The sequence below is a fragment of the Candidatus Saccharibacteria bacterium oral taxon 488 genome (genome assembly GCA_013100825.1).
GTDB lineage: Bacteria > Patescibacteriota > Saccharimonadia > Saccharimonadales > Saccharimonadaceae > Nanosynbacter.
The window spans coordinates 163,547-180,263 of record CP040001.1; the positions used below are offsets into that span (position 1 = coordinate 163,547).

Here is a 16,717-nt window from a genome sequence, read left to right on the forward strand (position 1 = left end):
CGAGCTATCTAACAAATAAAACAAACGCAGGAAAGAGGTGAGAGTGCCGCAGGGCAAAAGCGCAGGTTTTGTAGAGAGGTAGGCATATCGAGTGAGATCTTTAGCGGCTATGGGTCGGGTCTCTTGGCTGCAATCGCTAGTGAGTTGGTATAAATATGAAGAATTGATATAATAGAATGAAGAGCAGTGAAGCAAAGGAGACGATATGTTCCAACTAGACGATAATTTTTTGAAAGAATTAGGACTAGATCAGCTGCCGGATGAGCAGAAGAAGCCGTTTTTGCAGCATATTTATAGTGAGTTGGAGCTACGGGTCGGCGAGCGGCTGAGTCAGGGGATGAGCGACGCGCAGCTGGATGAGTTTGCGAACATTATCGATAAGGCACCGGGTGCGGTAGATGAGTTTCTCGCCAAACATGCGCCAAATTACCAGCAGGAGCCGATGTTTCGGCGGCTGGTGCAGGCGACCAAGGCTGATCCGAATAATCCGGGTCTAAAAGACGAGTTTGCGGCGACGAAGTGGCTAGAGGTAAATCGGCCTGATTATCGCGATGTGGTAGCGGCGACAATGGACGAACTGAAGAAGGAGATCATAACTAACCGCGAGGCTATTTTAGGCGGCATGGGTGCATCCTCGGCGCCGGGGCAAGCTTAGAGCGATTTTGATTTGGCTGCTTGGTCTATGAACTTAGTTTTGATGGCCGCGGAGAAACGCCTCTGCGGTCATTTGTTTGCCGCTTGGGGCGATCAGTTCGAGGATGGTTACGTATCGTCCATCACAGCACTTGACGCTCAGCGGCGATTCTGGGGCGTCTGAGGCGCGAGTTTTAGTGATAATGAGTTCATGGTCATGAATACGCAGACGACTACGTGGAAAGCCGAGATACGCCCGCACATGGGCATCGACGGTGGCTGCGGTCATTACGGTCGGGTCAATAAGTGACATCTCCTTGGATAGCAACTGGCAATATGTGGCCTCGGCATCGTTTTGCGGGGTCGGCTGAAGCGTACCGGTAAGGATGCTTGGCAGCGTGCGCACGAGTAGGTCGCTGCCGGCAGCAAACAGCTCATCATACAGCTGTGGTTTGGTTTCAGTGCCGGTGAGCGGGTGACGGTGTTGGGTGTAAATTGGGCCAGCGTCCATCTGGGCGTCAAGTTGCATAATGGAGATGCCAGTTTCTGAGTCTTGGTGTGCAATGGCCGCCTCGATCGGTGAAGGGCCACGCCATGTTGGTAGTAGCGAAGGGTGGAGATTGATAATGCCGGGAGTGAAGAGGTCGATGATTGACTGGGGGATGATTTTGCCGTAAGCGACGAGGACGCCGGCGACAGGCTGGAGGGCAGTGATATCGGGGATTAGGTCACGGAGTTTGGTGGGTTGCCAGACGAGGATGCCATGTTGGCGGGCAAAGGTTTTGACTGGTGGCTCGGTGAGCTTATGGCCGCGGCCGCTACGCATATCGGGTTTGGTAATAACGGCGCGAATGGCAAATCCTGCCTCGTAGAGTGCCTTAAGGGCGATTAGACTGTACGCTTCGGTGCCGAAAAAGATGATTGGTGGCATGTTAGTCCCACAGCTGAGAATTATCTTTGATGTCGACTTCGTAATCAAGCGGCTGTAATTCACCAGAATCATCAAGCGTGTAAAAAGCATCGTGCTGGTCGCGGATATGGTCGATAAAAACGATGCCATTGGTGTGATCAATCTCGTGCTGGATAACACGGGCCAGGAAGCCTTCGGCCTTGAGGCGAATTTCGTTGCCATCGAGGTCAAGAGCTTTGACGCGGATTTTGGAGTGGCGGGGAACTTTGCCGTAGACGTGCTTGACGCTGAGGCAACCTTCGAAATCGGCGACAATTTCTCCCTCGTATTTGACAATCTCGGGGTTGATCAGGGTGGTGAATTCGCGAGTAGCTTTGTCGTCAAAGTCGCTGCGGACGATGATGACGCGCTCGAGATGATCAACCTGGATGGCGGCGAGGGCAGCACTGATCTCGTGGGGGCGAGAATCCTCCCAGTCAAGAGCGGCCGCGATCATATTGGCTGATAACTGGCGCACCTCGTCGGTGATGACGTGAATTTTAGCTGATTTTTGGCGGAGATGCGGATTTGGTAGGGCAATGATATCGTCTTTAGTCATTGTGATTATTATACCACAGGTGACTAGAGGAGGCTGGTCGGGTCGAGCTCAGCCTGCCAATGAGCGGGTGGTACGAGATCAAGGAGGCTGACAAGGTCGCTGCGGCGGGGACTTTTAATAATGAGCTGCCAGCGGTACGTGTCGCGGATGCGCTCATAAAATGCCGGTGTTGGGCCAAGGATGCGTACATCGGCCGGGGCAGCCGCTTGCAGTGTCTGGGCGAGCTTTTTGGCGTTACGGATAGCGGCGGCTTCGGTTTTGTAGACGCAGGTTAATTTGAGCAGATAGGCAAATGGCGGAAAGTCGGTGGCGCGTCGCCGCGCGATAGTGCGGGTGTAAAAATCGGTGTAGTTTTGAGCGAGTCCGTCGCGGATGGCAGGATGATCCGGCTGAAAGGTCTGGACGATGACGTCGGTGGCGTGATGAGAGCGGCCAACGCGGCCAACGACTTGGGCCAGCAGTTGAAAGGTGCGCTCGCTTGAGGAAAAGTCAGGCAATGTCAACCCGGCGTCGGCTTGGACGACACCAACAGTGCGTAGGTGTGGTAGGTCGAGGCCCTTGGCGATAACCTGGGTGCCGATGATGATGTCAATTGAACCGTTTTTGAGCTCGTTGTAGCGCTTGTCGGCCGCATCGTCGGCGGTCGTGTCGGCATCAAAGCGGGCGATGGTGCTTGTGGGAAAGAGCTTGCGTAATTCCGCTTCGATGCGCTTGGTGCCGAGGCCTTTATGAATGATATCGGCATGATGACACTCGGGACAGCTGGTAGGGACGGACGCCCTGAAGCCGCAGATATGACAGAGGAGCTGGTGCTGGTCGGCGTGGAGGGTGAGTGGCACAAAACAGCGCGGACAGCCGGCGTTCCAGCCGCATTGTTCGCATAGGGTGATAGCGGCGGTGCCGCGGCGATTGTGAAAAACGAGGGCTTGATTACCATCATTCAGCGAGCCAGTGATAGCCGAGAGTAGTTGATCAGAGAGAAAAAAATGCTGAGTAAAGTTCGCACGCTTGGTCATGTCGATCAGCGAGACGCGCGGTTTAACGGCGTCTGAACGGGCGGGTGTGGGCATGGTTATGATGGGCCGGCCAGCGGTTTTTGCCAGAAAATAATCGCTGATCGTAGGGGTGGCACTGCCGAGGACGAGCTTGGCTTCATGCTGGCGAGCGAGAATGGCCGCAGTACGCAGCGCCGAGTAGCGGGGCGACTGCTCCTGTTTGAAGCTGGGTTCGTGACATTCATCAATGACGACGAGGCCCAGCTGCTGGACGGGCATGAACAGGGCCGATCGAGGGCCGATGACGATGAGCGGGTCGCGTGAATTGATAACATGTTGCCAAGTCACGTGCCGCTCGGCTTCGGTCTGGCGCGAGTGGGTGAGGACGATATTGTCGAAATACCTCGCAAATTCGGTAACGAGCTGTGAGGTAAGGGCAATTTCTGGCACGAGAATAATTGATGATAAGCCCTCGTCCATCAGCCGCCGGGCGAGTTCAATATAGACACGCGTCTTGCCAGATCCGGTCACGCCATGTAGCAGCGCGCTACCAGGGAGCATGTCGTCAATGGCGGTGATGGCGGCTCTCTGGTCGGGCGTGAGTGCTGTTGTCGGTGGTTGTGAGGCCTGCGGACTGGCGGCGCGTGCGGGTATGTGGCGGCGCTTCTTCGTTAAACCGCGTGGCAGGATGGTTTGCCAGACGGTTGCGAGATGCGTATGATAATAGCTGCTCATCCACAGAGCCGTCTGGATGAGCGGTAGCGGCACGGGAGCGTCATCTAAAATCTGGACAATTTCTTTAACCGTAAACTCGGGCTTGACGACTGCCGACATAATGATGCCGACGCACTGAGCTGAGCCAACTTCTATAACGACCAGCGCACCGACTGGCAGCCGCTCGGGGTGTGCATAGGTAAACGAATGCGCATCGGCACGAATGATCTTGATCGGTGATACCAAATAGTAGTACATGTCTTGCCTTATTATACCGCGCTGGCTGGTTGAATATAATCATGAGCGTTTTAGGGTGTAAGCACGTATGCTGAGGGTGTAGGGCGTATAATTGTCGAAAAAAGCTTGTCGGATGTTGTAAAATTGTGATACACTGAGCGGTAGCTAAAGGGAATATGGGGAGAGAATGCTTGACATTTTTATTACATCACGAGTGAGACGCAAAATCGTAGTTGTGTATGCCAAGTATCCTGATTTTCATACGCATGTCCGTGGTCTGGCGAAGTTGATCAAGGAAGATCCCGGTAACATTCAGCGCGAGCTCAAGCGGCTAGAGAAGGTTGGTTTCCTGAGGAGTGAGAAGCAGGGTAATTCGCGGGCATACTTTACGAACAAGCAGTTCCCGATTTTCAAGGAATTACAGAGTATGGTGATTAAGTCGCAGCAACATGCGGCCCGGCCGAAGCGCGGCTCGGTTGATAGAGATTGATGACCTTATTTGAGCGGATTTTGACGGCGCGGGGTCTCGCGACGCGGTCAGCACGCGAGGCTTTTTTGCAGCCGGATTATGCAGCGGTGAAACATGATCCATTTTTGCTGCCGGACATGAAAAAGGCGGTAGCGCGTCTGAAACAAGCGCGGGAGCAGGGCGAAAAAATTGTCATTTACGGTGATTATGATATTGACGGACTGAGCGCCACAGCGCTGCTCCTGGATGCGTTTGGTAAGTTTGGTTTTGAGGGCGTTGACGCTTTCATCCCGAACCGGTTTGTTGAGGGTTATGGCATGACCATGGGTGCGGTGGACAAGGTGTGCGATATGGGCGCGGATTTGATCGTGACGGTAGATACCGGTAGCTTGTGCCATGCGGAGATTGCATATGCTGCTAGCTTGGGGATTGATACGGTGGTGACGGATCATCATAATGTGGCCGAGACGCCGCCGCCGAGCGTGGCAGCGGTGAATCCGAAGTTTCCTGGCCATACGTATCCGTTTCGTGATTTGTGTGGGGCGGGCGTGGCGTTTAAGTTGGTGCAGGCGCTGCAGACTGAATTGGACGGGCTGCCTGATGGCTATGAAAAATGGCTGCTCGATTTGGTGGCGCTGGGGACAGTCTGCGACATTGTGACGTTGGCTGATGAAAATCGGGCGAATGTCTATTGGGGCTTAGAAGTGTTGAAAAAACAACAACGTCCAGGATTGAAAGCGTTGATGGCGGTGGCGGGTATTGAGCCAGAGCAGGTTAATGCCAGGCATTTGGGGTTCGGTTTGGGACCGCGAATGAATGCAGCGGGTCGGCTGGAGACGGCGCAGCACGCGTTGGACATGTTGGTGGCGCGTGATGGGCTGGCGGCACTGGAGGCGAGTGAGAAGTTAGAGGAGTTAAATACTAAGCGGCGCGGTATTCAGGATACGATCTTTGAGGAAGCGTGCATGCAGGCTGAGGAGTTGGCGAATGATCGTGTGCTGGTGGTCAGTAGTGGTGGCTGGAATCACGGCGTCATCGGCATTGTGGCGTCGAAATTGGTGGAGAAATATAACAAGCCGGTGTTTATCATCGGTGAGCGTGGCGAGGAGGCAACGGGTTCGGCGCGCAGCTTTGGTGATTTTTCAGCGGCGGATGCCGTACGGGCAGCGGATGATATTATCATCAAAGGCGGCGGGCATGGGGCGGCGGCTGGCGTGACGCTGGCGACCGAAAAAATTAGCGATTTTCGCCGGCGGGTGAATGAGTTTTATGATTCATTACAGCTCACACACCAAGAGCGATATTTGTTGCCGCGAGCTGACGTGGAAATCGATGATTTTTCGGAAATTGATGAGGAGTTAGTGGCAAATCTGGCGAAAATGGAGCCATTTGGTAACGGTAATCCCGATCCTGTGGTAAAAATCACTACAGCGAGCGTGTTGAGCGCGCGACGGATGGGCGCGGATGGGCAGCACGTTAAACTGACTTTGCGCGACCAAAATGGCAAGGCGCTGCAAATGCTGGCGTTCAATGCGCCCGAGGCGTTTTTCTGCGAGCCAGGCGACGAGGTGGTAGCGTGGTTTCAGCCAACTATCAACGAATGGCAGGGGGTGCGGACGGTTGAGGGGCGGCTCGTTCACATGGCTTTGTTGGATTGATGTGGTAATTACAACTTTTGTTTGAGGGTGATCACCAGTTGCTTGGGCGCAGCAGTTTTTTGTTGTTAAATTAGCAACGACGTTATGCATTGAGGCCGTGTATCCCCTTCGGGCAATGTCAGTAACTTGACAAATCACAAAAAAGAGAGTAGCATGAACTCATAATATAAAATTGCTAAATGCAAGAAGGAAACAAACATGACACAAAGTTATGAACATAATGGCAATGGAAGTCCAAATCCAAACGCTGCTAATTGGGCCGAGATCGGTAGGGAGGATGGACCAGTTTATCTGGACCTATCTACATTAGATTTTTCTAAAGTAGAAGAGACTTACAGTAAGATCAAAGATCCCAATAAGGCTATTGAGGTTGAGATTTCAGAAACCACTCAGAAGGTAGAAACAGTTATCACAGAAGAAGACGGAACAGAGCGAGTTGAGACGGTTAATACAGCGAATCCTGGTGATGCAATCGTTACGGGCAAGAAAGGCGAGCGTTATGTCATAAATGCCGAAGATTTTCGTAACCTCTATGAGCCACTTACGGAAGAGAATGGTGTAGCCGCTAATGGCAAGTATTTGCCTAAAAATGTTGTGAAGTGCATGGAGAACCCAGAGGGTAAAGAGATTGTCATTGATGCGCCGTGGGGTGGTAGACAGACAGGTGGGGCTAATTGCATAATTGTAGAAAGTCAAATTGAGAACAGTGATGGTAAAAAAGAGAGATATATTATTGAAAGAGGTGCGTTTGAGGCAACATACAAAAAAGATAGCCAAACCGCTGGAGAAGAGTAGCTTTAGTTGGCTGGGCTAAAATATAGTTGCCGGACGCCGCATGGATAAATATCGGGTGGCGTCTTTTCGTGCTCAGTCTAACCGATCTTAGATGCTAATTTGTCAAATATTTTCTCATCTGTTATAATGCAGGAAGTATGGTACAAGTAACACGTAAAGATCAGAAGGAAGCGAACGAGAATGTGATTCGTCGCTTTAATCGCAAGGTGCTGCAGAGCGGTGTCCTTGCACGGGCAAAATCGGTGATGCGATTTGCCAAGCCGATTTCCAAGGTTGAGCGCCGCAAGAAAGCGATTATTCGCCGCGAGCGCCGGGCCGAGAAAACAGCCAGGATGCGTATGGGAGCAACGCGTTAATGTCGGCGCTAAAAGCGCGTATTGCTGATGAGATGAAAGCCGCTCTTCTAGGGCGGCATCGTTTTCGGGGTGACGTCCTACGTAGTTTGAAGGCGGCAATTCTTAATGAGGAGGTATCGCTCGGTAAGCGCGACGAGGGCCTAAACGATACAGAAGTCGAGAAGGTTATTGCCCGCGAAGTTAAAAAACGCAAAGAAAGTGCCGAATTATACCGGGCAAATGGCCGAGCGGAACTAGCTGAGCCAGAGGAGAAGGAGGCAGCTATTTTACAGGAGTATCTGCCCAAACAGCTGAGCGAGGATGAGATTCGGGTAATGGTCGAGGCAGCGGTTGCTGATTTGGGTGCGACGATGCAGCAGATGGGTCAGGTGATCGGTGCGGTGAAGGCTAAGGCTGGCAATGCGGCTGACGGCGCCTTGATTGCGAAAATTACCAAAGAAACGCTAGCAAAACAATAACAACACAGAAAAAGGAGCAAAGGATGATCTTATTGTTTGGGCCGCCGGGGGCTGGTAAAAGTATGCAGGGGCAGATGTTGGCAGCGCGCCAGGGTTGGAAATGGCTATCGACCGGCGAGATGTTGCGCCGAAGTAATGATCCGGCGGTGATTGATATTTTACGCTCGGGCGAGCTGGTGAGCGATGCGTTGATTTACCAAGTGTTTGAGCAGGCGGTGCAGGATGCGCGCGATAAAAAATATCCAAATATCATTGTGGATGGCTTTCCGCGGACGAAAGAACAGGCGGCATGGCTGGATGAGTATATGGCACGGATGAGTGAGAAGATTGATACGGTGATTTCACTGGAAGTGCCGGAGGCGGAAATTATGCGGCGGCTAGAAAAGCGTGGCCGGTTGGAGGATACGCCAGAGGCGATTGCCCGGCGAATGACGATTTATCGGCAAAAAATGTATCCGGTGTTGGGGATTTTTGCTGAGGCAGGCGTTAGGATTGTCCATCTGGACGGCGTCGGGACGGCTGGTGAAGTACATGACCGGATTTATGAAGAGGTGGCGTACGCATGCCAACTTTAATTACGGGTGAGAAAACGCCGCAGCAGATGAAGGATATGCGCGAATGCGGGCGGATGTTGGCGACGATTTATGACGAGTTGCGCCAGCGGGTAACGGCTGGTATGAGTGAATTGGATGTCAATGAGTTTGCGGCCGGGCGAATCAAGGATTTTGGTGCGGAAGCAACGTATTTGACGGATGAAGTGAAATTTCCAGGAGTGATCTGCGTATCGACTAATGAGCAATTGGTGCACTCGTTCCCGACAGACTATGTGTTTGAGAAAGGCGACGTGGTGAGTTTTGACCTGGTGATCGGCTACCGCGGTATGAAAACCGATAGCGCGTTTACTATGGTGATTGACGAAGAGCCGCGCGGCGCTAAGAAGCATTTGCTGCACGCAACGGAACAGAGTTTGTATGCGGGAATTGATGCGATTTCTGGCGAGGGAACGCGCGTTGGCGATATCTCGGCAGCCGTGGAAGCGGTGTTGAAGAAAGCCAAATTGGGTATCATTCGCGAGCTGGTTGGCCACGGTGTGGGGCTAGAAATGCACATGAGTCCAGAGATTCCAAATTATGGTCGGCGCGGTACCGGGCTGGTGCTGCACGCAGGCGACACAATTGCCATCGAGCCGATGGCTAGCCTCGGCAGCGAGAAAATTGTGACCGAGGACGACGGCTGGACGATTAGCATGAAAGACGGCAGTTTGGGTGCACATTTTGAACACACCGTATTGATTACTGAGACGGGTGCGGAGATTTTGACGATACTCTAGGCTATCTGGTATACTAAGCATATGCAAGAACAATCTCGATATGTGGTAGGAATTGATGTTGGTACGAAGACCGTGCGCTGCGTGGTTGGACATATCGGGGAGTCGGGACTGCCGAACATCGTTGGTGTTGGTGTGAGTGAGAATAGCGGCATGCGTAAAGGTGCGGTATCGAACTTGACGGGGCCGGCGGCGGCGATTGACAAGGCGCTCGAGGCGGCCGAACGCATGAGCGGCCATCATATCAATGCAGCGGCACTGAGCGTCAATGGGTCACATATCTTGAGCACCAAGGCCGATGGCATGATCGCGGTGGGGATGAGCGGCGGCGAAGTGACAGACGAGGACGTGCTGCGGATCGAGGAAGTGGCGACGACCGGGAAGGTGCCGGCTAATCGAGAGATTTTGGAGATTGTGCCGCATGCCTATCGGCTGGATGGGCAGGACAACATCAAGGATCCGGTGGGGATGAGTGGGACGCGCCTGGAGCTACGAGCCAATGTGGTCTCGGGCTTGACGCCGTATGTGGCGAATTTACGCCGGTCGGCCGAGATGGCGAATGTCACTGCCTCGAGCCTAACACCAAGCGTGTTGGCGGCAGCGCGAGCGGTGCTCAGCGAGTCGCAGATTGAGAACGGCGTGGCGGTTATCGACATTGGCGGCAGTACAACGGGAGTGGCGGTATTTGAAGAGGGCGATTTGCAGCATGTGGCGGTGATCCCTATGGGGGCGCAGAACGTGACAAATGATGTGGCGATTGGGCTCAAGACCGACCCGGAGATCGCTGAGGCGGTTAAATTGGCGCATGCCCGGCTGGGCGGCGGCAAGGCTGGTCGCGTTGATACCAAATACGACAAACAGGTGTATACGTTTGAACAAAGCGAGATTGATGAGATTGTTGAGGCGCGCTATGAGGAGATTTTCGAGCTCGTTGCCAAAGAGTTGAAGCGGGCCGGTGGCATCGGACGGCTGCCGAGCGGTGTGGTGCTGGTTGGTGGTGGCGCCAAGGCTAAGGATCTGGTCGAATTTGCCAAAAATAGCCTCGGCGTGGCGGCTAAACTAGGCGTGCCAGCAGGGTATGCGGGCGTGAGTGACGAGGCGAATGGGCCGGAGTTTGCGGCGGCAATTGGTCTGATGCTTATTGATGGGGCGGGAGCTGAGCGGGCCGAGCACGCGCAGAGCAAGGTAGGTTCGGTGACCAAGAAAGCCGGCGGAATGATTAGTCGATTGCTAGCGAGGTTTAAGTAGAAGCTAGTAGACAAAGATGGTATACTTGATAAGAGAAAGATAGGGAGAGGAAAATGCCGCAGATTACACCAAGTGAAGTTCAAACGTTTGCCAGTATCAAAGTTGTCGGTGTCGGTGGAGCTGGTGGTTCGGCCATCAATCGGATGAAAGATGCGGGGCTCGCTGGCGTGCAGTTTATCGCTATGAATACTGATGCTCAGGCGCTGCATAATTCCAAGGCGGATGTCAAGATTCACCTTGGGCATACCACGACTAATGGGCTGGGTGCCGGTGCTGATCCGATGGTTGGTGAGGCGGCGGCTAATGAGTCGCGCGAGGAGATTCGCCAGGCACTCGAGGGTGCGGACATGGTGTTTGTGACGATTGGTGCTGGTGGTGGCACTGGATCGGGCGCTGGGCATATCGTGGCGGAAATTGCTCGCGAGATGGACATCTTGGTGGTTGGTGTGGCGACGCGACCATTTAGTTTTGAAGGCGAAAAGCGTCGAGTGAATGCTGATTGGGCAATTACTCACTTGGGCCGACAGGTTGATACTTTGATTACTATTCCGAATGACCGATTGCTGCAGACGATTGATCGGCGGACGCCGCTGCTCGAGACGTTCAAAATCGCTGATGACGTGCTGCGCCAAGGTGTGCAGGGTATTTCTGAGCTGATTACCGAGCATGGTTTGATTAATCTCGACTTTGCTGACGTCAAGGCGGTGATGAGTCGGGCTGGTTCGGCGCTGATGGGGATCGGTCGAGCTGATGGCGAGAATCGGGCGGTGCAGGCCGCTCAGCAAGCGATCGAGAGTCCACTGATCGAGGTGTCGATTGATGGCGCGAAGGGTGTGCTGTTTAACGTGACTGGTGGCTATGACATGAGCATGGCGGAGATTCAGGAGGCGGCTGAGGTAATTACCAGCGCGGTCAGTCCTGATGCCAATATTATCTTTGGAGCGACGCTCAAGCCAGAACTTGAAGACGAGGTGATCATCACGGTTATCGCCACTGGGTTCGATAGTGAGACCTATCATGATCACGAGGTGAGTTTGACGGGTGAAACGTCGCATGAATCAGAGACTGAAGTTGATGATGAGGTGGTTGAAGGGATTGATCTGGAGCTCAGTGAGCAGAGCGGAGCGACGGACTTTACGTCTGAGCAGGAAAATAACATCTGGGATCAGCCAGCTGAGGATGAGGCGGACGAAGATGATACGCCAGCCTTCCTTCGCCGCCGCAAAAAGAACAAGGAGGAATAAATGAGCGGATTTAACATTGGTGATAGCCGCGTGATTGAGTCGCGAGAGGTTTCTGATGGTGTAGCGATTCGCCGCCGCCGCGAGACACCAGATGGACGGCGTTTTACTACGTATGAACGAGTAGAAAAGCCAAACCTCATTGTGATTAAAAAAAACGGCAGTCGTGAATTATTTGATAGGGTCAAGCTAGCGCATGCGGTGCGCCAGTCGGTCGGCAAATTCCTTAAATCTGACGAGGAAGTCGAGTCGATTATCACGGCGGTTGAAGATAAATTATATGCGCTGGGTGCCTCAGAAGTGCCGTCGCGGCAGATCGGCGAGTTCGTGCTGGATGAATTAGCCAAGCGTAACGAAGTGGCGTACGTACGTTTTGCCAGCGTATTTCAGAAGTTTGAAACGCTGGATGATTTCGTCAAGATACTAGAACAACGTCGCCAGAAAGGACAAGAATAATGCGAGTCGTTGTCGTATATCGGGCAGAAAGTGATTACGCACGCCAAGTCACTAGTTTTCTGCATGACTTTAGTCGGCAGACGGGGCACACGATTGAGGAGCTTGACCCAGATTCGGCCGAGGGCAGCGATTTTTGCCGGACATACGACATCGTTGAATACCCGACCGTTATCGCATTGAGCGCTGATAGTCAGATGCAGAATATGTGGCGCGGATTACCGCTACCGACGATTAGTGAGGTGAGTTTTTATGTTTGATATGCTGCGCAAGTGGCTCTCAAACAAAGATTCAAAACGCCGGCAGTTCGCAGCATTAGCGCTGCTGCTCGGCAGCGGTTTGGGCTTGTTGGCCTCGTTTGTGCTGTCGATCGAGGCACTGACGCTTGCTAAAAATTCGTATGCTGCATTGAACTGCGACTTGAATTCGGTGATAAGCTGTTCGGCGGTGGCAAACCATTGGTCGGCGACACTCCTCGGCTTTCCTAATAGTTTTATCGGCATGATAACGCTACCAGTGATGGTGACAATTGCGGTGGCGTTGCTAGCGGGTGCGAAGTTTCCGAAATGGTTTATGTGGGGTGCGCAGCTGGGTGCGGTGGCGGGCCTGCTGTTTGCTGGTTGGATGTTTTATATGAGTTATGTCGAGATCGGTGCGTTGTGTCCGTGGTGTTTGACGCTGGACGCGGGTATGCTGCTGGTCTGTTACGGACTGACGAGATATAATGTGGTGACTGGCGCGGTTGGCGGTAGGCGTATGAGGAAATTTGTCGATCGAGGATTTGATACATTCCTCTTGGCGCTGGTAGCTGTTGTGATAGTTGTTGTTATCCTAGCAACATTTGGGCGTGAGCTATTTGCATAAATTAAGAGTAGGCGTATTGAATAATGGTGCTGGTATCCGTATACTGGGCATATGAAGAAAAATTTTCTCATTAGAGCGTTTTTGGGTGTTACCATTGTGTCGCTCGGCGGGATTTTGCTGCTGCGGAATCTCGGAGTTATTACCTTTAATAGCTGGCCCCTGTTTTGGGGCGCTTTTTGGGCCTTTGCTGGCTTATTGATACTATTATTCAGTTATCGCAGACCGATAGACTGGGTGTGGGGGCTGTTATTGATAGCTGTTGGCGTGTTGATCGGGCTGAGTGCTTATGGTGTAATTAATATTGGTACGTGGAAATCATTCTGGCCGGTAATACTGATTGCTATTGGTTTGTCGGTCGTGTTTGGTATTGGTTCAGGCCGTCGGCAGCCTAAAAAGCGGGTGGCTGATGATGGTGATAGTGAAAAAGTTGCAATTTTTTACGGTGAAGAATCGCGGGTGAAAGGCGATTATACTGGCGGCTCGGTGACAGCGGTATTTGGCGGCGTAGATTTGGATTTGCGCCAGGCGAAGATCAAGGATGGTGCAGTCATCGACGTCTTTACCTTTTGTGGCGGCGCCAGTATTAGTTTGCCTGACGACGTGATTGTCAAAAATGAGGTGCGTGGTGTTTTGGGTGGCAGTGAGAATAAAACTGCGCCGAAGTCTTCTGCCAAAAAGACAATCCACCTGAGGGGTGAGTGTATTTTGGGCGGCTTGGAAGTTAAATAATTCCTTGGGATTTTAACGAAAACGCGCTACAATTGTCGTAGGGCGTTTTCGTGTGCTGGGTAGTAGCCTTGGCGACATCAGCGCGAAATGAGCGGCTATCAACCGCGAAGCCTGCGGGAAGAAATTGGCTTTTTATCAGCTGAGATTAGACCCCGCCGCGACTCGCTGCGACAAAGTGACGATTGAGCGCTAAAAGAGTGCGTGGATGCCGGTCAACTTGGCAAAACCCACGGAAGAATCACTTCTTTTGGAATCGAGATGGTACCGTCCGCTTGAAGCACCTCCAGCGGATTCTCGAAGTCAGAAGAGGTGATTTTTGTTTGTATAAGGAGTAGCCATGCCAATACCAGCCCACAAGTCAGCCTTGCAGCACGCCATTCGCCACGAGTGTGCGGCGCTGTGGCCACTGCTCGAGGCAGCCGCTCCCTGGGCGGATGAGCTGGTGCTTCCGGGGCAGATAAAAGGCACGATGATGAATCCTCACCAGCTAGCCAGCTACCTACTAGGGTGGGCTACCACGGTGCTAGAGTGGGGCAGTGCATATCATCAGACTCATATGGTGCCGACGATTATTACCACTGGCTATGGTGCGGTAGCGCAAAAGTTCTATATGCAATATGCTGATATAGCGTATAGTGCCGTACTGACAAAGCTTGATGAAACGGTGGCAGCGATTGACCAACTGATCGAGCAGACATCAGAAGACGACCTCTACCGCGTCGTATGGTATCGGACGAAGACGAGCGGACGAGAGTATACTATGGCACGGATAATTGAGCTCAACACAGTCGCGCCATTGCGAAATGCACACGGTAGGTTGCGCAAGGCTATGGAGGAGAGAGGATGAGCATTATACCGCAGGATAATCGCATTACGAGTTTTGTCATTGATCGGACGCATGATTATATCATGTATGATACGACTGATTTGGTGCGTGCGATAGACTTTCCGCGTCAAGTGGCGGGGTTGTTGCTCAAAGATGATGAATTCCATTCGTCGTTATTTGCGGTGCGTGAGGAGTACGGGTTCGATGAGGCCGGCTATGGACGACTGGAACAGGTGTCGTGTCAAGCTGGTGCAGCAATGACCACAGAGCCAGAATTGACCGGTGATTTTCTTAAGCTAAAGGATGATACGACTGACCGTGAAACGATTATCGCGCTTGCTCAATGGGATGAACTAGAAACTTGGCGTGATGCAATTCGTGAGCTGATCCCGCAGGCGGAGTTTATCATTCCACATATAACACTCTATACAAATCAGAAGGGTGCGCTTGGGTATAGTGATCGGCATAGGGATCGAGTGCGAGTGCTGGATGATGCAGTGGTGATGACACTAAGAAATATATTGTTAAGGAGTAAATTGTGACCAACCAACAACAAGAATGGCTTGATTTTGCAAAAAGTGTAGCGCACGAAGCGGGCGATATTATGCAAAAATATTTCGGTAAAAAACCGGACGCTCATCTCAAGGCGGACAACACAATTGTGACTATTGCTGATGAGGAAATCAACCAGCTTGTGATCAAGCGAGTAGCTGAGCGATACCCATCCCATGATATTGACGGTGAAGAAGCGAGTGCTCGCCGCGGTTCGGACTATGTGTGGGTATGTGACCCGATTGACGGTACGGCACCTTTTGCGATGGAGTTACCAGTATCGGTATTCTCGTTAGCGTTGGTGATTAATGGCCAGCCGGAAGTCGGTGTGATTTATGCGCCGTTTAGCGATCATTTGTATTGGGCGGTGCGTGGCCAGGGTGCGTTTATGAATAGTAAACAGATTTACGTGAATAAGAAGACTTTTGGTGGGATGACTGGGATGAACGTGGATTGGTGGCCGAGTGCAGAGTGGGATGTTATGCGGGTGATTCACAAGTTAGCGTATGAGAAGGGTGCATATGTCACGGCGCTAGGAAGCACGACGCACGCGGCAGCCTTAGTAGCGCGTGGTGGGTTTGTTGCGTCGGTCTTTGCTGGCACGAAGGGCAAAAATGTTGACATTGCGGCGGCGAAAGTCATCGTCGAGGAAGCTGGCGGTAAGGTGACTGACCTCTTCGGCCGGGAGCAGCGGTATGATCAGGATATTTGCGGGGCGGTATTAAGTAATGGAATCGTTCATGAGGAGATAGTGGAGGCGATGAGGGAACTATGATTGATAGCTTGAAACGGCAGCGCATGAGCTCTATTGCAAAAATCCGTAACACTCTCTCTGTTGGCTGGTCGCGCGAGACGTCCTATTTTGATAATTGGTCGCCAAATAATCCAAGTGCTGGACAGTGTGCGGTCTCAGCACTTATATTGCAAGACCATTGTGGTGGTGAGATACGAAAGTGCATGGTGGCTGGCGCGCCTCATTATTTCAATATTATTAATGACCAGGTAGTCGATAGTACGGCGGGGCAATTTGATGGGGGTGAAATTGAATATCATACATCGGCGGTACGTGAAAAGGGGCGGATTCTGAGACATGCAGATACTCTTCAGCGATATGAGTTGTTGCACATGAGGGTGGTGCAATTTCTAGCGGAATTAGATCAGGTGGCTGACGAGATAGCTAGCGTGGATTATGGATGTATGGGTGATGATTGTCTGCAGGAACAGACTATTTGGTTTGGGGACAATAATGACATTGTCATTATTGGCGAAGCACCGGCACGAACCGGCTGGGTGAAAAGTGGTGTTGCCTGGCACAATACAGACGGAAAGCTGCTGCCAAGTGGTGTGATAATGCAAAAACTCCTTTCTATCCTTGATAAGGAGCTCCTGTCGGTGACCTTTTTAGAGGCGATCAAATGCTTTCCGTCAGATCGTCGTCACCTGAAGAAGCTGGCTCAGCTTTACCAGCCGACTCTCGAGCGGCAAATTAAGATCCTACGTCCAAAACTAGTGCTAACGATGGGAGCTATCCCAACGCAGATGCTGATCGATCGGCCGTTTCAGAGACTAACCGACGTTGCAGGGAAGAGTTTTTCTGTTCATGGGACGTGAGTTATACCGATCTTTCATCCGTCACCAATATCGCCGCGTGGAT

Annotated in this window: 21 protein-coding genes; 18 read left to right on the top strand and 3 right to left on the bottom strand. The window is 52.2% G+C overall.

Features of this window, described 5'->3' with window-relative positions; all coding sequences use genetic code 11:
• Positions 1–205: 205 nt before the first annotated feature.
• The gene (locus FBF26_00825) at positions 206–655 is read left to right on the top strand and encodes a hypothetical protein (protein ID QJU09808.1); all 450 of its coding nucleotides are present in this window, start codon (positions 206–208) and stop codon (positions 653–655) included.
• A gap of 33 nt (positions 656–688) precedes the next feature.
• Here the strand turns inward: FBF26_00825 and fmt are convergent, their stop codons facing one another.
• From fmt to priA, 3 genes are read right to left on the bottom strand one after another with little or no spacing between them, the layout of a single operon-like run.
• Positions 689–1,564: a methionyl-tRNA formyltransferase gene (gene fmt / locus FBF26_00830; protein ID QJU09809.1), complete on the bottom strand. Its 876-nt coding sequence runs from the start codon at positions 1,562–1,564 to the stop codon at positions 689–691.
• A 1-nt stretch (position 1,565) separates the two neighbouring features.
• On the bottom strand, positions 1,566–2,141 hold the full coding sequence (def, locus tag FBF26_00835; protein ID QJU09810.1) for a peptide deformylase: 576 nt from the start codon (positions 2,139–2,141) through the stop codon (positions 1,566–1,568).
• 23 nt (positions 2,142–2,164) lie between these two features.
• Entirely contained in the window at positions 2,165–4,108 is a 1,944-nt protein-coding gene (gene priA, locus FBF26_00840) for a primosomal protein N' (protein ID QJU09811.1), read from the bottom strand.
• A gap of 166 nt (positions 4,109–4,274) precedes the next feature.
• Here priA and FBF26_00845 point away from each other — a divergent pair, with 166 nt between their 5' ends.
• From FBF26_00845 to FBF26_00925, 17 genes are all read left to right on the top strand, one after another.
• Complete coding sequence (locus FBF26_00845; protein QJU09812.1) at positions 4,275–4,577, top strand: ArsR family transcriptional regulator; 303 nt, start codon at positions 4,275–4,277, stop codon at positions 4,575–4,577.
• Positions 4,577–6,214, top strand: coding sequence for a single-stranded-DNA-specific exonuclease RecJ (recJ, locus tag FBF26_00850; protein QJU09813.1), 1,638 nt, complete (start codon positions 4,577–4,579; stop codon positions 6,212–6,214). The genes FBF26_00845 and recJ overlap by 1 nt, the downstream gene beginning before the upstream one ends.
• Before the next feature lie 198 nt (positions 6,215–6,412).
• Positions 6,413–7,009: a hypothetical protein gene (locus FBF26_00855; protein QJU09814.1), complete on the top strand. Its 597-nt coding sequence runs from the start codon at positions 6,413–6,415 to the stop codon at positions 7,007–7,009.
• Between the two features lie 137 nt (positions 7,010–7,146).
• Positions 7,147–7,365 (top strand): hypothetical protein, encoded by a 219-nt coding sequence (locus FBF26_00860; protein QJU09815.1) that lies wholly within the window; start codon positions 7,147–7,149, stop codon positions 7,363–7,365.
• Positions 7,365–7,823 carry a GatB/YqeY gene (locus tag FBF26_00865; protein ID QJU09816.1) on the top strand — a complete coding sequence of 153 codons (459 nt, stop codon included), beginning with the start codon at positions 7,365–7,367 and terminating at the stop codon, positions 7,821–7,823. Before FBF26_00860 ends, FBF26_00865 begins: the two co-directional genes overlap by 1 nt.
• A 23-nt stretch (positions 7,824–7,846) precedes the next feature.
• Positions 7,847–8,398, top strand: a complete 552-nt coding sequence (locus FBF26_00870) for an oxidoreductase (GenBank protein ID QJU09817.1) — start codon at positions 7,847–7,849, stop codon at positions 8,396–8,398.
• Entirely contained in the window at positions 8,386–9,153 is a 768-nt protein-coding gene (gene map / locus FBF26_00875) for a type I methionyl aminopeptidase (GenBank protein QJU09818.1), read from the top strand. The genes FBF26_00870 and map overlap by 13 nt, the downstream gene beginning before the upstream one ends.
• A 21-nt stretch (positions 9,154–9,174) precedes the next feature.
• Positions 9,175–10,398, top strand: a complete 1,224-nt coding sequence (ftsA, locus tag FBF26_00880; protein QJU09819.1) for a cell division protein FtsA — start codon at positions 9,175–9,177, stop codon at positions 10,396–10,398.
• 53 nt (positions 10,399–10,451) lie between these two features.
• Positions 10,452–11,642, top strand: a complete 1,191-nt coding sequence (ftsZ, locus tag FBF26_00885; protein ID QJU09820.1) for a cell division protein FtsZ — start codon at positions 10,452–10,454, stop codon at positions 11,640–11,642.
• Positions 11,643–12,095 (top strand): transcriptional repressor NrdR, encoded by a 453-nt coding sequence (nrdR, locus tag FBF26_00890; GenBank protein ID QJU09821.1) that lies wholly within the window; start codon positions 11,643–11,645, stop codon positions 12,093–12,095.
• Positions 12,095–12,352, top strand: a complete 258-nt coding sequence (locus FBF26_00895; protein QJU09822.1) for a hypothetical protein — start codon at positions 12,095–12,097, stop codon at positions 12,350–12,352. Before nrdR ends, FBF26_00895 begins: the two co-directional genes overlap by 1 nt.
• The gene (locus FBF26_00900; GenBank protein QJU09823.1) at positions 12,345–12,956 is read left to right on the top strand and encodes a vitamin K epoxide reductase family protein; all 612 of its coding nucleotides are present in this window, start codon (positions 12,345–12,347) and stop codon (positions 12,954–12,956) included. Before FBF26_00895 ends, FBF26_00900 begins: the two co-directional genes overlap by 8 nt.
• 51 nt (positions 12,957–13,007) lie before the next feature.
• Entirely contained in the window at positions 13,008–13,685 is a 678-nt protein-coding gene (locus FBF26_00905) for a hypothetical protein (protein QJU09824.1), read from the top strand.
• A 337-nt stretch (positions 13,686–14,022) separates the two neighbouring features.
• Positions 14,023–14,532, top strand: a complete 510-nt coding sequence (locus FBF26_00910; GenBank protein QJU09825.1) for a ClbS/DfsB family four-helix bundle protein — start codon at positions 14,023–14,025, stop codon at positions 14,530–14,532.
• Positions 14,529–15,053 carry a hypothetical protein gene (locus tag FBF26_00915; protein ID QJU09826.1) on the top strand — a complete coding sequence of 175 codons (525 nt, stop codon included), beginning with the start codon at positions 14,529–14,531 and terminating at the stop codon, positions 15,051–15,053. Before FBF26_00910 ends, FBF26_00915 begins: the two co-directional genes overlap by 4 nt.
• Complete coding sequence (locus FBF26_00920) at positions 15,047–15,838, top strand: inositol monophosphatase (protein QJU09827.1); 792 nt, start codon at positions 15,047–15,049, stop codon at positions 15,836–15,838. The genes FBF26_00915 and FBF26_00920 overlap by 7 nt, the downstream gene beginning before the upstream one ends.
• Positions 15,835–16,674 (top strand): hypothetical protein, encoded by an 840-nt coding sequence (locus FBF26_00925; GenBank protein ID QJU09828.1) that lies wholly within the window; start codon positions 15,835–15,837, stop codon positions 16,672–16,674. Before FBF26_00920 ends, FBF26_00925 begins: the two co-directional genes overlap by 4 nt.
• Positions 16,675–16,717: the final 43 nt, after the last annotated feature.